Source organism: Streptomyces sp. NPDC031426 (genome assembly GCF_055581585.1).
The window spans coordinates 107,583-122,661 of sequence record NZ_JBVIJE010000014.1 but is presented as its reverse complement, the minus strand read 5'-3'; the positions used below and the strand labels follow the sequence as shown (position 1 = coordinate 122,661).

The 15,079-nt window shown below is 72.2% G+C and carries 13 protein-coding genes; 5 read left to right on the top strand and 8 right to left on the bottom strand.

Features of this window, described 5'->3' with window-relative positions:
* Window positions 1-6 precede the first annotated feature (6 nt).
* Window positions 7-888 (bottom strand): formyltetrahydrofolate deformylase, encoded by an 882-nt coding sequence (gene purU, locus ACZ5NH_RS27605; RefSeq protein WP_468778925.1) that lies wholly within the window; start codon window positions 886-888, stop codon window positions 7-9.
* A 60-nt stretch (window positions 889-948) separates the two neighbouring features.
* Window positions 949-1,449 (bottom strand): SCO4402 family protein, encoded by a 501-nt coding sequence (locus tag ACZ5NH_RS27600; protein WP_468778923.1) that lies wholly within the window; start codon window positions 1,447-1,449, stop codon window positions 949-951.
* A 117-nt stretch (window positions 1,450-1,566) separates the two neighbouring features.
* Between ACZ5NH_RS27600 and ACZ5NH_RS27595 the strand changes: the two genes are divergently transcribed.
* Entirely contained in the window at window positions 1,567-2,892 is a 1,326-nt protein-coding gene (locus tag ACZ5NH_RS27595) for an ABC transporter substrate-binding protein (protein ID WP_468778921.1), read from the top strand.
* Between the two features lie 29 nt (window positions 2,893-2,921).
* On the opposite strand, the gene ACZ5NH_RS27590 is transcribed toward ACZ5NH_RS27595, so the two are convergent.
* Together ACZ5NH_RS27590 and ACZ5NH_RS27585 are read right to left on the bottom strand one after the other, a co-directional pair.
* Entirely contained in the window at window positions 2,922-4,568 is a 1,647-nt protein-coding gene (locus ACZ5NH_RS27590; protein ID WP_468778919.1) for a hypothetical protein, read from the bottom strand.
* 197 nt (window positions 4,569-4,765) lie between these two features.
* The gene (locus tag ACZ5NH_RS27585) at window positions 4,766-6,151 is read right to left on the bottom strand and encodes a transcriptional regulator (protein WP_468778917.1); all 1,386 of its coding nucleotides are present in this window, start codon (window positions 6,149-6,151) and stop codon (window positions 4,766-4,768) included.
* Between the two features lie 289 nt (window positions 6,152-6,440).
* Here ACZ5NH_RS27585 and ACZ5NH_RS27580 point away from each other — a divergent pair, with 289 nt between their 5' ends.
* The 3 genes from ACZ5NH_RS27580 (at window position 6,441) to ACZ5NH_RS27570 (ending at window position 9,529) form a co-directional block, all read left to right on the top strand.
* Window positions 6,441-7,106, top strand: coding sequence for a bifunctional DNA primase/polymerase (locus ACZ5NH_RS27580; protein ID WP_451554363.1), 666 nt, complete (start codon window positions 6,441-6,443; stop codon window positions 7,104-7,106).
* 63 nt (window positions 7,107-7,169) lie between these two features.
* On the top strand, window positions 7,170-7,946 hold the full coding sequence (locus tag ACZ5NH_RS27575) for an ABC transporter ATP-binding protein (protein WP_388630482.1): 777 nt from the start codon (window positions 7,170-7,172) through the stop codon (window positions 7,944-7,946).
* Entirely contained in the window at window positions 7,943-9,529 is a 1,587-nt protein-coding gene (locus ACZ5NH_RS27570; protein ID WP_468778914.1) for a transporter, read from the top strand. Before ACZ5NH_RS27575 ends, ACZ5NH_RS27570 begins: the two co-directional genes overlap by 4 nt.
* A 6-nt stretch (window positions 9,530-9,535) precedes the next feature.
* Here ACZ5NH_RS27570 and ACZ5NH_RS27565 read toward each other — a convergent pair whose 3' ends face one another.
* Both ACZ5NH_RS27565 and ACZ5NH_RS27560 read right to left on the bottom strand, forming a co-directional pair.
* Entirely contained in the window at window positions 9,536-10,435 is a 900-nt protein-coding gene (locus ACZ5NH_RS27565; protein ID WP_468778912.1) for an alpha/beta fold hydrolase, read from the bottom strand.
* Between the two features lie 367 nt (window positions 10,436-10,802).
* On the bottom strand, window positions 10,803-11,495 hold the full coding sequence (locus tag ACZ5NH_RS27560; RefSeq protein ID WP_383025050.1) for a metal-dependent transcriptional regulator: 693 nt from the start codon (window positions 11,493-11,495) through the stop codon (window positions 10,803-10,805).
* 258 nt (window positions 11,496-11,753) lie between these two features.
* On the opposite strand from ACZ5NH_RS27560, the gene ACZ5NH_RS27555 reads away from it, so the two are divergent.
* The gene (locus tag ACZ5NH_RS27555; protein WP_468778909.1) at window positions 11,754-13,193 is read left to right on the top strand and encodes a PAS domain-containing protein; all 1,440 of its coding nucleotides are present in this window, start codon (window positions 11,754-11,756) and stop codon (window positions 13,191-13,193) included.
* Between the two features lie 13 nt (window positions 13,194-13,206).
* Here ACZ5NH_RS27555 and ACZ5NH_RS27550 read toward each other — a convergent pair whose 3' ends face one another.
* Both ACZ5NH_RS27550 and pdxH read right to left on the bottom strand, forming a co-directional pair.
* Window positions 13,207-13,962 (bottom strand): SIS domain-containing protein, encoded by a 756-nt coding sequence (locus ACZ5NH_RS27550; RefSeq protein ID WP_388630490.1) that lies wholly within the window; start codon window positions 13,960-13,962, stop codon window positions 13,207-13,209.
* A gap of 419 nt (window positions 13,963-14,381) precedes the next feature.
* Window positions 14,382-15,068: a pyridoxamine 5'-phosphate oxidase gene (gene pdxH / locus ACZ5NH_RS27545; protein ID WP_468778907.1), complete on the bottom strand. Its 687-nt coding sequence runs from the start codon at window positions 15,066-15,068 to the stop codon at window positions 14,382-14,384.
* Window positions 15,069-15,079 lie beyond the last annotated feature (11 nt).

The window sequence follows — 15,079 nt, the reverse complement described above, 5'->3', positions numbered from 1 at the left end:
GGGCTGCTAGGCGAACACCACCGTACGGCGGCCGTTGAGCAGAATCCTCCGCTCCGCATGCCACTTCACCGCCCGCGCAAGTGCCTGGCACTCCACGTCCCGGCCGATCGCGACCAGCTGATCCGGGGTCACCTCATGCCCCACCCGCTCGACCTCCTGCTCGATGATCGGCCCCTCGTCAAGGTCGGCGGTCACATAGTGCGCGGTCGCCCCGATGAGCTTGACCCCCCTGGCATGGGCCTGGTGATACGGCTTCGCGCCCTTGAAGCTCGGCAGGAAGGAGTGGTGGATGTTGATGATCCGGCCGCTGAGCTGCTTGCACAGGTCGTCCGAGAGGACCTGCATATAGCGGGCGAGGACGACCAGCTCGACGTCCTGCTCGCGCACGATGTCCAGCAGCTTCGCCTCGGCCTGCGACTTCGTGTCCTTGGTGACCTGGATGTGGTGGAAGGGAATGTTGTAGGAGCCCACCAGCTCCTCGAACTCGGTGTGGTTCGAGACCACGCCCACGATCTCCACCGGCAGCGCACCGATCCGGGCCCGGAACAGCAGGTCGTTCAGGCAGTGCCCGAACTTGCTGACCATGAGCAGGATCCGCATCTTCTCGTCGGCCCGGTTGATCTTCCAGTCCATGTGGAAGGAGTCACCGATCGCCGCGAAGCTCGCCCGCAGCTTGTCCACCGTCACCGGCGCCTCGGCCGAGAAGTGGACGCGCATGAAGAACAGACCCGTGTCGTGGTCGCCGAACTGCTGGCTGTCCTCGATGTTGCAGCCGGTCATGAAGAGGTAGCTCGACACGGCGTGCACGATCCCCTGCTTGTCCGGGCAGGAGAGGGTGAGGACGTACTGGTCGGCCGGTGCGGCGGAGGGCGCGGGCTGCTCGTTCATGCACTACAGGTTCTCACGACGACCGCCCGCCGTGGGTGATCGTCCCGCAGGGCGGACGGGCTACGCGGTCCTCGTCATGATGCGCAGCACTTCCAGGGTCCGCGGGGGCGTGTCGGGATCGTCGCCGTCGCTCACCGCGAGGCGTACGTGCGCGTCCCGCGCCGCCCGCACCGCCTCCGGCCACCCCTGGTGGTCGAGATACGCGGCGACCGGCGCGTCCGGGCCGACCTGGTGCATGATCCGCAGCAGCCGCAGCACGGCGGTGTCCACGAGCGCCGCCTCCTGCGAGTCCCGGAATATCGTGCCGACGTATTTCTCCGCGGACCAGTTGTCCAGCCAGGTGTCCTCCACCAGCCGGTAGACGGCGTCCGTGACGTCGCCGTACCCGTCCACGCCGGCCAGCCAGACGTCCCGCTGGAACACCGGGTCGGAGAGCATGTGCAGCGCCGAGCGCACATTGCTGCGCCAGCGCCACCACGGCATGTCGCTTAGGGGCATGCCGCCCATGGTGGAGGAGCGACGGCCACGACGGGAAGAGTTCTCCGAACCTTGCACGGTCATCGATCGTACGTTCCTCGTCACACCTGCCTCACCGACCCCTCTAATTCACCTCGATGTCACTCTTCGTTGACTCAGGGTCACTCGACGGTTAGTCGTGTGAGGGAATCGTGCGTGCACATGACCGGCAGGCGACGCGCTATCAGTACCTTCCTCCACTCGACCCTCCGCCCCGGCAGAGCCTCCGCCCTGACCGCGGGCGCCGTGGCCCTCTGTGCGTCGCTCACCGCCGGATGCGGGGTCGTCCCCGGTGCCACGGGGGGCTCCGGGGATGACCCGATCAAGGTGATGACCTGGGCGCCGCAGGACACCAGCGGCACCAACAAGCCCGGCATGCCCGCGATGGCCGTCGCCTACGCCAAGTGGATCAACACCAACGGCGGCATCAACGGCCGCAAGCTGAAGGTCCTGACCTGCAACGACCACAACGACAGCGTGGGCGCCGCCAAGTGCGCCCGGTACGCGGCCGACGAGAACGTGGTCGCGGTCGTCGGCTCCTACAGCCAGTTCACGGACTCCTACTCCGCCCCGCTGGAAGGCGCCGGCATCCCCTACATAGGCGGCTACGGCGTCACCAACGACGAGTTCACCGGCCAGATGTCCTACCCGGTCAACGGCGGACAGCCCGCCCTGCTCGCCGGTCTCGGCAGGGCCCTCGGTGCCTCCTGCGGCAATGTCTCCTTGGTCCGCCCCGACAGCATCGCCGGTGACGAGCTGCCGGTGCTGCTCGACTCCGGGCTGAAGGCGGGCGGGCACGCGAAGGCGGGCGACCAGCTCGCCGCGGAGGACGCCACCGAATACGGCGACCAGGCCGACCAGGCGCTGCGGTACGCCAGCAGCGACCCCGCGAGGAATGGCTGCGTGGTGCCGGCGCTCGGGGACCGCACCGACACCTTCATGGACTCGTTCCGGCGGGACCGCGGGGGCTTCCCCTCGGTACGGCTCGCGACCGTGCTCGGCAGCGTCGACCAGACCGTGATCAACGCCACCGGCGGCGCGTCCGGGCCGTACGAGGGGGCGTACATCACCGGCTGGTACCCGCCGGCCTCGGACTCGCGCTGGGACCCGATGAAGAAGGTGATCAACGAGGAGGCCTTCGGCGACACCCGCATCGACCCCGCGGACGCCGGAGTGCAGACCACCTGGATCGCCTACACCGTGCTGAAGGCCGTGCTCGACAAGATCGGTGACGGCGAGGTCACCGCCGACTCGGTGCGGCGCACCCTCGACGACGGCCTGCGGGTCCCCACCGGCGGTCTCACCCCGACCCTGCACTGGACCTACTCCAGCGAGCTCGCCGCGGTCGGCTTCCCGCGGATGGTCAACGCCGACGTCACCCTGCAGGTGGTCCAGGACGGCAAGCTGGTGGCCGCCCGCAAGGGCGTCGGCGGATTCGACGGCACCACCGACATGACGCGGACGCTGGAGGCCGCCGACGTGCAGTGACGCCCGCCGGCGCGCCCCTCAGGCCTGCCTCACAGCTGGGTGGGCCCGCGCTGGGTCAGGCCGTACTTCTGCGCGATCGTGTTCCACAGCGCCGCCGCCTTCACCTTCTGCGCGCTGGCGGTGCCGCTCGCCCGGTTGCCGGCCTGGGTCTCGCCCGTGACGCGGGCGTGGCCCTTGCGGCAGACCTTGCGGTCCTTGGCCTGGTCGGCCCAGGCCGCGTAGTGGTTGTCGGCCGCGGCGGACGCCTGCCAGGCCTGGGTCAGCGCGGCGGTGAGCTCGCCGTTGTTCGGCAGCTTGTCCACGGACAGCGTGCCGAGCCGGGTGACCAGGTCGCCCCGCTGCTTGGCGGCGGCGCGCAGATCGGAACCGGCCGTGTCGAGGTTGTCGCAGTTCTTGACGTCGGCCACCGACTTGATCACCGTGGCGCGGCTGCTGCCGCTGTCGGCGAGCAGCTTGTCCAGCGCGACCGCCTGCTGCCGGGCCGGATCGGCGGCCCCCGAGGAACCCTGGCCGGGGGCCGCGGAGGTGGCCGCGACCGTCTTGCCGTCGGCGCCCTGGTCCTTGCCGCCCCCACCGCTGAGCAGGGCACCGGCGCCCACACCGATGACGACGATGCCGACACCGATCGCGGCGATCAGCGGCACCCGCGACCGGCCGCGCTGCCGGTCGTCGTCGTGCGCGGGGGCGTACGACGGCTGCTGCGCGCCGTACGAGGGCTGCTGCGCGCCGTACGGCGCCGGGCCGCCGGGGTAGCCGCCCGGCTGCTGGGCGCGCGGCATCTGCTGGGTGGCCCCGGCCGGGCCGTCATCGCCCGCGGGGCCGCCGCGGAAGAGGTGGTCGAACCCGTCCGACGGCTGCCGGTCCACGCCCTGCGCCTGGTTCTGCGCCTGTGCCTGCGCGGCGTACGGCGGGATGTACTGCGTGGCCTCCGCGTCGGGCGACGCCGACGCGGGCGCCTGCGGCTGGACGCGGCCGAGGTAGCGCGTCTCCTCGCCGCCCGCCTCGGGCGGCAGCGCGCCGGGCGCGACCGGCGGGATGTACTGGGTCGCGCCCTCGTCGGCGGTTGCGGCCGGCACCGGGGGCAGATACTGCGTGGCGCCCTCGGCGGCCGCCGCCTGCACCGGCGGTATGTACTGCGTCGCGCCCTCGTCCGCGGCGGGCAGCGGGGCACCGGCGGCCGGGTAGGCGTCCGCCGGCGGCAGCGGCGCGGCACCGGCCGGCGGCTGCCGGTAGGGCTGCGGCAGAGACTGCTGATGCGTCTGGTGCTGCGGCTGCTGCTGGTACGGACCGGGTGCCGCGCCGTACCCGGGCTGCTGACCGGCGCCGTAGCCACCGCCCTGCGCGCCGGGGTGGTCGTACGACGGCGGGCCGTACGACGGCGCCGGGGCGCCCTCCGGGGGCAGCGCGCCGGGGTTCGCGGCGGGCGGCTGCCCGGGGGCGTCCGGGGTGTGCCACTGCTGGGCCGGCGCGGGGGGCCAGCCCTGGCCCGGCTGGGGCGGCTGCTGCTCGGGCCCCCAGGAGCCACCCCAGGCCTGCCCGCCCGTCGGGGCGGCGGGGGCGGGGGCGGGCGCGCCCGCCATGCCCGGCAGCAAGGGCTCGCCTCCGTCGGAGGGCAGCACGATGCCTTCGTGCGCGGGCCGCGCCGAGGGCTCCTCGCCCTGTCCACTCTGCGTCACCGGGACTCCTACTAATGGGGGACCTTGTGAATCGGGCTCACGCTACCGGGTCCCCCGAGCCGGGTGCCATGCAGCTCAGGGCGCGATCTTCTTACCTGTGACGGCGGTAACAGGACCGCCCCGCGGTGCGCCGTCCGCGGCACCTCGCCCGTCCGGGTGCCGTTGGCCGTGCGTTCACGCAGCCGCGGGGCCGGTGTTCACGCGGCCTGCTGGAGATCGAGGCGCGCCCCGAACTCCCGTACCACCGCCTCCTCCCGGAAGGGTTCCAGGCGCTGCTGGAGATCTTCCAGGTACTCGGCGCCCCGGTTGGAGCGGAGCGTCTCCAGCAGTTCCACCGCCTTCAGGCCGGTGCTGCAGGCCTGTTCGACCTCCCGCTGCTGCACCTGGGCCGTGGCGAGCAGCGCATAGCCGATGGCGCGCCGCCGGGCCCGGGACTCCGGGTGCCCGGCCAGTGACTGCTCGGCGTACCGGGCCGCCTGCTCGCTCTGGCCGAGATCGCGGTGGCAGTGCGCCAGTTCGTCGGCGAGATACGCCTCGTCGAAGTGGCGGATCCACACCGGGTCGTCAGCGGAGGAGCCGTCCGCCCGCTCCATCGCGGTCACCGCGCGCCCGATGGACGCCTGCGCCGCGCGCGTGTCGCCGAGCAGGGCGTGCCCGCGCGCCTCGGCCGCGTGGAACATCCCCTCCACGCGCGGGGTCACATGGCCGCGCGCGCCCTCCTGCGCCGCCCGCGCCAACTGGGCGATCTCCCGCGGGTTTCCGAGCTGTGCGGCGAGGTGGCTCATGGACGCGGCGAGGACGTAACCGCCGTACCCGCGGTCCCCGGCGGCCTGCGCGAGCCGCAGCGACTGGATGTAGTACCGCTGGGCCAGCCCCGGTTGCCCGGTGTCGACGGCCATGTACCCGGCGAGCTCGGTCAACCGGGCGACCGCCGCGAACAGATCCCGCCCGACCGTCTCCCGGTACGAGCCGGCGAGCAGCCCGGAGACGACGCTGTTGAGGTAGTGCACGACGACCGGCCGCACATGCCCGCTGCCGAACTGGTGGTCCAGGTCGGTCAGCGCCTGCGTCATGGACCGTACGGCCGCCACGTCGGCCTGCCCCACCCGCGGGCCCGCCTGCCGGGCCACCTGGGCGTCCGGCGCCGAGATCAGCCAGTCCCGGCTGGGCTCGACCAGCGCGGAGGCGGCGACGGAGGAGCCGGACAGGAAGTCCCGGCGTCCCACGTCACTGCGCCACAGCTCGCAGACCTGCTCGATGGCCCCCAGTACCGTCGGCGAGAACTGGAGACCGACCCCCGAGGCGAGGTTCTTGCCGTTGGCCATGCCGATCTCGTCGATCGTGACCGTACGGCCGAGCTTGCGGCCGAGCGCCTCCGCGATGATCGCCGGGGCGCGGCCCCGGGGCTGCTGTCCGCGCAGCCAGCGGGCCACGGACGTCTTGTCGTAGCGCAGGTCGAGGCCGTGCTCGGCGCCGCACATGTTGACCCGCCGGGCCAGCCCGGCGTTCGAGCACCCCGCTTCCTGGATGAGTGCCTGCAGCCGTTCGTTCGGCTGCCTCGCCACGAGAGGCCTTGCGGCCATGGACTACCCCCTGCGTTGCGAGCCCCCGGAGCGTGAAGTTCCGGCCGAGTGATCGGTGTCGATCCGTACGGGAAGATCACTGCCCAGTTGACATACCGTCAATGCGCGACATGTGCGGTTTGCCGGGGTAAAGGTGCTTGCCACCCCACCCCTGGCTACCCAGGTCACGCCCCGCTTCCTCCTGCGCGCCCCCACCCGTGCACCCATGCGCCCCGGCTGCCGAATCGATGCTCCACCCCCGCGCGCGCTACGGCCGTAACTCCAGGTGGGTGCGGGAGTTGAGAGGGGCGTGGAAGAGACGATCGCGGGCGCCGAAAACATTCAGATTGCCGGTCAGATTCCGCAGCAGCGCGGGGAATCGCTGCTGGAGACCGCCGTACGCTACGCCGAGGAACGCCACTGGGAGGTGTTCCCGGGCACCTGGCTGGAAGCGGTCGACGGAATCCAGCGCTGCTCGTGCGGCGACGCCTCCTGCCCTGCGCCGGGTGCGCACCCCGCGCGCCCCGACTGGGCGACGCAGGCGACCGGCAGCGCGACCGTCGCCCGCCGGATGTGGCAGAAGCAGCCGACGGCTTCGATTCTGCTGCCGACGGGGCGGACGTTCGACGCGTTGTCCGTCCCCGAGAGTGCGGGGTTTCTGGCGCTCGCCCGCATGGAGCGGATGGAGTTGACGCTCGGGCCGGTCACTCTGGCTCCGGACCGGCGGATGCACTTCTTCGTGCTGCCGGGCGGGTCGGTGAAGGTGCCGGAACTGGTGCGGAAGCTGGGCTGGACGCTTTCGTCGCTGGACCTGGTGGCGCTGGGCGAGGGGGCGTATGTGGCCGCTCCTCCCACGCGGTTCGGGTCCCGGGGGGCCGTGCAGTGGGCTCGTCGGCCCACGCCGGCGAACCGGTGGCTGCCGGATGCGGAGGAGCTGATCTCGCCGCTCGCCTACGCGTGCGGGCGGGATCGGTAGCCGTCTCGTCCCCGTGGCCGCCCCGCACCCCTCAGGCCGGCGTCCGCGCCGTAGCCTTCATCCATGACCGATGTGGCAGTGCGGGTGCGAGGGCTCTGGAAGCAGTTCGGGCAGCAGGTTGCCGTCGGGGGGATCGATCTGGATCTGCCCGCCGGGAAGTTCATCGGGCTGGTCGGGCCCAATGGGGCCGGGAAGACCACCACCCTGTCCATGGTGACCGGGCTGCTGCGGCCGGACGGCGGGTCCGTCGAGGTCGTCGGTCATGACGTGTGGCGGGATCCCGTGGCCGTCAAGGCGAGCATCGGCGTCCTTCCCGAAGGGCTGCGGTTGTTCGAGCGGCTGTCGGGGCGGGAGTTGCTCGGCTACTCGGGGCGGCTGCGCGGACTGCCGGGGGCCGAGGTCGACAAACGGGCCACCCAGCTGCTGGACGTCCTCGACCTGGCCGGCGCCCAGCACAAGCTCGTCGTCGACTACTCGACCGGCATGCGCAAGAAGATCGGGCTCGCGGCCGCGCTCCTGCACAATCCCGAGGTGCTCTTCCTGGACGAGCCGTTCGAGGGCGTCGACCCGGTGTCCGCGCAGATCATCCGAGGCGTCCTGGAGCGGTACACCGCCTCCGGCGCCACGGTCGTCTTCTCCTCGCACGTCATGGAGTTGGTCGAGTCGCTGTGCGACTGGGTCGCGGTGATGGCGGCGGGCCGGATCCGCGCGACCGGGCCGCTGGCGGAGGTGCGCGGCACGCATCCCACGCTCCAGGGGGCGTTCCTGGAACTGGTCGGGGCGAGCGGCCGGGACACCGGGTCCGATCTGGACTGGCTGGGCGGAGGGGCGGCCCGATGACGAACCTCACCTCCACCGTCGTACGCCTGAAACTGTCACTGCTGCGGAACGGGCTGAGGCAGTCCGGGGGCCGGCGGGCCGCGTTCGTCGTCTCGGCGGTCATCGCGGTCCTGTTCGCCCTGCTGCAACTGCTGGGGCTGCTCGCGCTGCACGGGCACGCGCACGCCGACGCCGTCGCCGTGCCGGGTACGGCCGTGCTGGCGCTGGGCTGGGCGGTGCTGCCGCTGTTCTTCCCGACCGGCGACGAGACGCTGGACCCGACCCGGCTCGTCATGCTCCCGCTGCGCCCCCGCCCGCTGGTCCGGGCGCTGCTCACGGCCTCCCTGGTCGGCATCGGCCCGCTGTTCACCCTGCTGGTGCTGGTGGGCTGCGCGCTGTCGCTGGCTCAGGGCGCGGCCGCGTACGTCGTCTCCGCCGTCGCCGTGGCCCTCGCGCTGCTGGTCTGCGTGGCGCTGGCGCGGGCCGTCGCCACGGCCAACGTACGGCTGCTGACCAGCAGGAAGGGCCGCGATCTGGCCGTACTGAGCGGACTGGTGATCGCCATCGGCGCCCAGCTGGTCAACTTCGGGGCGCGGCAGCTGGGTTCGGCCGGGATCGGCCAGTTGCAGCCGGTCGCGGACGTACTGTCCTGGGTGCCGCCGGCGTCGGCGGTGGCGGCGGTGCACGCGGCGAGCCAGGGGTCGTACGGCATCGCGGTCAGCCAACTCGCCGTGACGGTCGCCGGGTTGGCGGCGCTCATCGCGCTCTGGGCGCGGAGCCTGACCCGGCTGATGACCGCGCCCGACGCCTCCACGCTGCAGCCGGTCGACACCGCGGTCCGCAGCCGCTCGGCCACCGGACTCGGCCGGCTGCTGCCGCAGGACCGCACCGGTACGGTCATGGAACGCAGCCTGCGCTACATCTGGCGGGACCCGAAGACCAAGGCCGCCTGGGTGACCTCCCTGGCGATCGGGCTGATCGTGCCGGTGTTCAACGCGATGCAGGGCACCGGATCGGTCTACTTCGCGTGCTTCGCCGCCGGGATGCTCGGCATCCAGATGTACAACCAGTTCGGGCAGGACACCTCCGCCTTCTGGATGGTGGCCATGACCATCTCCTCACCCCGGGACGCCTACGCCGAGCTGCGCGGCCGCGCCCTGGCGCTGCTGCTGATCACCCTGCCGTACGCGGCACTCGTGACGGTGGTGACGACGGCCCTGCTGGGCGCCTGGACCCGGCTGCCGGAGGTGCTCGGGCTGTCCCTCGCCCTGCTCGGGGCGATGCTCGCGACCGGCGCCTGGACCTCGGCCCGCTTCCCCTACTCCATCCCCCAGGAGGGCCACAAGAACGTCGTCCCCGGCCAGGCGGGCCTCGCCTGGATCTCCATCTTCGGCGGCATGATCTCGGCGGCTCTGCTCTGCTCCCCGGTCATCGCCCTCACCGTCTGGCTGCATGTGAGCGAGGGCGGGGCGGACTGGCGGTGGCTGCTGCTGCCCGTGGGGGCGGCGTACGGCGCGGGGCTGACCCTGGGCGGCCTGCGCCTGGCGGCACCGCGGACGGCGGCACGGTTGCCGGAGATCCTGACGGCTGTCAGCAAGGGGTAGGTCGGTTCAATCCCCGAGCACCCGGTCGAGAAACGGCGAGACAGCGCCCCGCCAAGCCGACGGCAGCTCATAGTGCGCAAGATGCCCGGCATCGGAAACCTCCGCGTACTCCCCGGCCGGCAGCACCCGCACCATCTCCTGCGCCTCCGCCCGCCCCAGCTCCCCGTCCACCCCACGCACCACCAGCGTCGGGCACCGCACCTGGGCCAGCTCCTCCCAGTGCGCGTCGTACACCCAGGTCTCCCGGGAGCGGAGCATCTGCTCCGGCTCGAACACCGGCCGCCAGCCGTCGGCGGCCTCGTGCATCACCTCGGCGTAGAACTCCCCGCGCGAGGCATTCGGCCGCTCCACCCAGGGATCGTCCTCACCGAACCACTTGCGTACGTCGGCCAGCGTGGCGAAGGGAACGGGCCAGGCCCTGAACCAGTCGGCCCACTCCCGCTGCGAGGCGGCGCCCAGCGCGGAGGCCCGCATGTCGCAGATGATCAGGCCCCGGACCAGTTCCGGGCGCTTCGCGGCGAGCTGCCAGGCGGTCAGCGCCCCCATGGCGTGGCCGATGAGGAGCGCGGGGCCGAGGCCGAGCTGTTCGAGGGCGGCCTCGGCGTCCTCGACGTACGCCTCGCGGGTGTAGACGGCCTGTGGGGGCTTCTCGCTCTGGCCGTGTCCGCGCTGGTCGAGGGCGACGGCGCGGTGGCGTGCGGCGAGCCAGCGGGCGGTGGAGGCCCAGTGGGAGGCGCGGCCCATCAGACCGTGAAGTAACAGCACGCCCGGCGTGCCGGGCGGCGCATCCGTCCGGCGCTCCCCCTGGTCGTCCACCGGATCGGGTCCCGGCTTGGGAGGTTCGGCGAACTCCCAGGCGGCGAGGCGCACCCCACCCGCTCCCGTCACGTCGATACGCCGTGCCATCGGCCTGGCACCCCCCAGCTCCGCCTGCCTCGTACCGGTGTACTGCCGTACTCGCTCGTACTCGCTGCTGTCGCTGTCGTGCTTGTCGTCGTGTTTTTCGTGCTTGTCGTGCTGTCGTCGCGCTCGTCCTGCCGTCGCAGACTATCGAATACCTATTCGAAAAATGCGCTTCTGCGGGACAACACCCCTCCTTCGAGTGACACCCCTGAAGGCATGATCGCCGCCACCGAGGGGATCTTTTCTGGCGAGAGGCGGACCGCTCGGGGAAAAACGGTCCGTGGGGGGATGACCCTGAGAGCTCGGGGCTCCGGGTCAGCACAGGGGAGGACAGGCCCCGGCGCCACCAGGCGCCGGGGCCCTCTCCCGCTCAGCGTTTGGCGACGAACACGTGGGAGGCGACATCCGCCTCCAGCTCGGCCGCCTCGCCGCCGCTGCCCACCAGGACACCGCCGGCCGACTCCGTCACGCTCACCACGGAACCGGGCTGCACACCCGCGCGCCGCAGCGTGTACATCAGCTGCGCGTCCGTCTGGATCGGCTCGCCGATACGGCGGACGACGACCGTCTTGCCGTCCGTGCCCGCGTCCAGGTCCGCCAGCGAGACCATGCCCTCGTCCAGGAACGGGTCGGCGCCGTCCTTCTCGCCCAGCTCCTCCAGCCCCGGGATCGGATTGCCGTACGGCGACTCGGTCGGATGCCGCAGCAGCTCCAGCACGCGCCGCTCGACGGCCTCGCTCATCACGTGCTCCCAGCGGCAGGCCTCCGCGTGCACCTGCTCCCACTCCAGGCCGATCACATCGACGAGGAGACACTCGGCCAGCCGGTGCTTGCGCATCACGCGCGTGGCCAGCCTGCGGCCCTCTTCGGTCAGCTCCAGGTGACGGTCGCTGGCGACGGACACGAGCCCGTCACGCTCCATGCGTGCCACTGTCTGGCTCACCGTCGGCCCGCTCTGGTCGAGCCGCTCCGCGATGCGGGCGCGCATGGGGACGACGCCTTCCTCTTCGAGTTCGAGGATGGTGCGGAGATACATCTCCGTGGTGTCGATCAGTCCGGACATACGTGCCCCTCGATTACCTCTGCCGGCAGCCCGGCGCGTGCGCTGGCCCTAGCACCAATTCTGCCGGATCCGACTGACAAGCGGGGGCCTCCGGCGTAACGGGCCGGTACGGGTGACCGCCGCGGTGACCCGTGTCTCAATCTTGCGGGGCCAATCTTGGGGGAACAGGATGTGGGCTGGGTCACGTTCCAGTTGAATGATGGGCACTGAGCGAACCGTGCGCCGCACGTGCGCCGACGCAGTCTCCAGGGGGTCCAGGTGAGTGCTTCCCGGCCGAGTGGGACCACCGATGAACTGGGGCCCGACGAGCCCGGTGAGTCAGGGGGATCCGATCTGCTCGCCGCACTGCTCGACGGCATGGACGCGGCACTGTGCGCCTTCGACTCAGACGGGGTCGTCACGCACTGGAACCGGGAGGCCGAGCGCATCCTCGGCTGGACGGCCGCCGAGGCGGTGGGACGGCACGGGTTCGCCGGATGGGCGGTGCGCAGCGCCGACGCCGAGGAGGTGCAGGCCAGGCTGATGTCGGCGATGCACGCCCCCGGGCGGCAGGTGCACGAGTTCGCGCTGGTCACCAAGGACGGCGGGCGGGTACTCGTACGGACCCAGTCCGCCGCCGTACGCGGACCCGACGGAGAACCCGCCGGACTGTACTGCGCGTTCAGCGAGGTCCACGCCCAGATCGACCTGGAGCGGTCGATCGCGCTGAGCGAGGCGCTGTTCGAGGACGCGGCCTGGGGAGTCGTCCTCATCGACGCCGATCTGCGGCCCGCCGTCGTCAACGCGCACGCGGCCCGCGCGCTCGGCATCGGGCGCACCTCCGCGCTCGGCCGGCCGCTCGGCGAGCTGCTCGCACAGGGTGTGGAGGAACTGGAGGCCGCGCTCACCCACGTACTGGCCGAGGGCGCCCCGCCCGCGCCCGCCGAGATGTGGGTGACCGTGCGCACCCGGGAGAGCGAGAAGCGGCGCTGCTGGCGCAGCGGCTTCGTACGGCTGGCCTCGCCGCTCGCGGAGGAACCCGTACCGCTCGGCGTCGGCTGGCTGTTCCAGGACGTCACCGAGGCCAAGCAGGGCGAACAGGAGGCGGCCCTGCTGCGGTTCCGCACCAACCAGCTGCACCGGGCCGCGCGCGCCGCCGCCGAGTGCGAGGACCCGGCCGAGGCGGCCACCGTCCACCTGGACTTCGCCCTCGCCGGCTTCGCCGACCACGCGCTGATCGACCGGGCGGTGCCTGCACCGCGCTCGGAGGCTTCGCGGGGTTCGGAGGGTTCGCGGGGTTCGCAGGGCGAGGAGGCGGCGGCCGTACGACTGGTGCGGCTGGCCGCGACGCCCGCCGGAGCGCCGGGACCGAGCCTGCTCACCGGGGCGGCCGGGCTGCCCGTGCGCTACGAGCCGGGCCATCCGGCGCTGCAGTGCGTGGAGCGGGCCGGGGTCGTGCGCGCGGACGCCGGGTCGGTCCCGGAACAGCGGGCGCGGGAGTGGGCGCTGGCCCGGCAGTGGCCCGGTGACGCGGTGCACGCCCTGTGCGCGGTGCTGCGCAGCCGGGGGCGGACGCTGGGCGTGGTGACCTTCCTGCGCGGCTCCGGCCGCAGCCGCTTCGAACGGTCCGACACGGCCTACGCCGAGGACGTGGCGGTCCGCATCGCGGCGGCGCTGGACCTGGCGGACGCGGTACGGGAGAAGCAGGCCCACCGGTAGCTCGCCGACGGGTTCAGCGCCGGTAGAAGATCCGGTCGCCGTACTCCCGCATCACCCGGCCGTTCCACTCGTGGCCGCCGTCGACATTGCCGGAGCGCAGGAGCGGGGGCTCGATGCCCCGGTCGGCGAGGGCGGCGGCGGTGGTCGCCATGACGGCCTGCATCAGGGCGGTGGTGACGACCGTGGAGGCGGGGGCGAAGGGCGCCGGGATGGTGTCCAGGGTGAGCTCCGCGTCGCCGACGGCGATCTTCGAGTCCAGGACGATGTCGCAGTGGTCCTTCAGGAAGGTGCCGGAGGAGTGCCGGGACCTGGTCTGCGCTGCGTACGCGACCGAGGTGACGCCGATGACCTTCACGCCGAGGGCGCGGGCGTTCAGGGCCATCTCCACGGGCAGGGCGTTGCGGCCGGACAGGGAGATGATCACCAGCGCGTCGCCGGCGCGGACCGGTGAGGTGTCGAGGACGGCGCTCGCGAGGCCGTCGACGCGTTCGAGGGCGGAGCCGAGGGTGGCCGGGGTGACGTCGACACCGACGACACCGGGCACGGCGAGCAGGTTCATCAGCGCGAGTCCGCCGGCCCGGTAGACGACGTCCTGGGCGGCCAGCGAGGAGTGCCCGGCGCCGAAGGCGAACAGTCGGCCGCCGGCGGCGACGGTGTCCGCGAGCAGGGTGCCGGCCGCGGCGATCGACTCGGCCTCCTCCGCACGGACCCGTTGCAGCAGGCCGATCGCGGCGTCGAAGAACAGGTCGGCAGGCGTGCCGTCGCTCATGCGGTGCCCCTTCGCAGCGTCTGTGTCGCGGATCACCGTGCGGTCTGGACCAGTGCGGTGTCAATACGGCCGCTCGCGGCCGCTCCGGCGGGGCGACGACTGCGGCTACGACGTCCGGCCGCAAGCCCCTGCCGCAGGATCCCCAAAAAACAGTTGAGCCCTCCCCAATCGCTTCTTAGGCTGTGCCTCACGTCGAAGGGAGGTGATCGGGTAAATGAGTGAAACCCGGACGCGCGAGGTGGCTGCGGGCTAGCGGCTCGCCACCACACCAAGTGCGGTGCCGGACCAGCGTGTGTGCGAAACACGCAGCCGGCCTAATCCAACGCAGTCACCCGACCCGCGGGCTGCCGGTACGTCCGGCCGGCTCCTCCTTGAGGAACCCAGCCCGCGGGTCGTCTGCGTTTTCGGGCCCCGTGCTGTCAGGGGGCGAGGCGCTCGACCTTCCAGGTGCCGCCCGGCTGGGCGACGTAGCGCAGGCGGTCGTGGAGGCGGTTCACGCGGCCCTGCCAGAACTCGACGGTCTCCGGGGTGATGCGGAAGCCGCCCCAGTGCGGCGGGACCGGGACCTGTTCGTCCTCGGGGTAGCGGGCCTGAAGGTCGGCGTAGGCGGTGTCCAGTTCGGTGCGGGAGGCGATCACCGTGGACTGGGCGCTGGCCCAGGCGCCGAGCTGGGAACCGTGCGGGCGGGTGCGGAAGTAGGCGGCGGTCTCGTCGCGGCCGGTGCGGTGGGCGGTGCCGGTGACGATGACCTGGCGGGCCAGCGGGTGCCAGGGGAAGAGCAGCGCGATGTGCGGGTTCTCCGCGAGGTCGTAGGCCTTGCGGGAGTCGTAGTTGGTGTAGAAGACGAAGCCCTCGGTGTCGAACTGCTTCATCAGGACCGTGCGCGAGCTGGGGCGGCCGGCCGCGTCCACCGTGGAGACGACCATCGCGTTGGGCTCGTAGACGGTGCCGTGCAGCGCTGCCCGGGCGGCGTCCTCGAACCAGCGGGCGAACTGGTCCATGGGATGCGCGGCGAGGTCCTGTTCGGCGAGGCCTTCCGCCCGGTACTGCTTGCGCATGGCGGCGGGGTCGAGGGCGGGGTCCAGGAGCGGGTCGCGGTCGGTCACGCGGTCATCTT

What these genes read in the sequence shown, in the direction of transcription:
- ACZ5NH_RS27565 (WP_468778912.1), bottom strand. Translation starts at nt 10,435, where the DNA reads ATGGCACGGCGTATCGACGTGACGGGAGCGGGTGGGGTGCGCCTCGCC.
- ACZ5NH_RS27560 (WP_383025050.1), bottom strand. Translation starts at nt 11,495, where the DNA reads ATGTCCGGACTGATCGACACCACGGAGATGTATCTCCGCACCATCCTC.
- ACZ5NH_RS27600 (WP_468778923.1), bottom strand. Translation starts at nt 1,449, where the DNA reads ATGACCGTGCAAGGTTCGGAGAACTCTTCCCGTCGTGGCCGTCGCTCC.
- purU (WP_468778925.1), bottom strand. Translation starts at nt 888, where the DNA reads ATGAACGAGCAGCCCGCGCCCTCCGCCGCACCGGCCGACCAGTACGTC.
- ACZ5NH_RS27570 (WP_468778914.1), top strand. Translation starts at nt 7,943, where the DNA reads ATGACGAACCTCACCTCCACCGTCGTACGCCTGAAACTGTCACTGCTG.
- ACZ5NH_RS27550 (WP_388630490.1), bottom strand. Translation starts at nt 13,962, where the DNA reads ATGAGCGACGGCACGCCTGCCGACCTGTTCTTCGACGCCGCGATCGGC.
- ACZ5NH_RS27575 (WP_388630482.1), top strand. Translation starts at nt 7,170, where the DNA reads ATGACCGATGTGGCAGTGCGGGTGCGAGGGCTCTGGAAGCAGTTCGGG.
- ACZ5NH_RS27585 (WP_468778917.1), bottom strand. Translation starts at nt 6,151, where the DNA reads ATGGCCGCAAGGCCTCTCGTGGCGAGGCAGCCGAACGAACGGCTGCAG.
- ACZ5NH_RS27595 (WP_468778921.1), top strand. Translation starts at nt 1,567, where the DNA reads ATGACCGGCAGGCGACGCGCTATCAGTACCTTCCTCCACTCGACCCTC.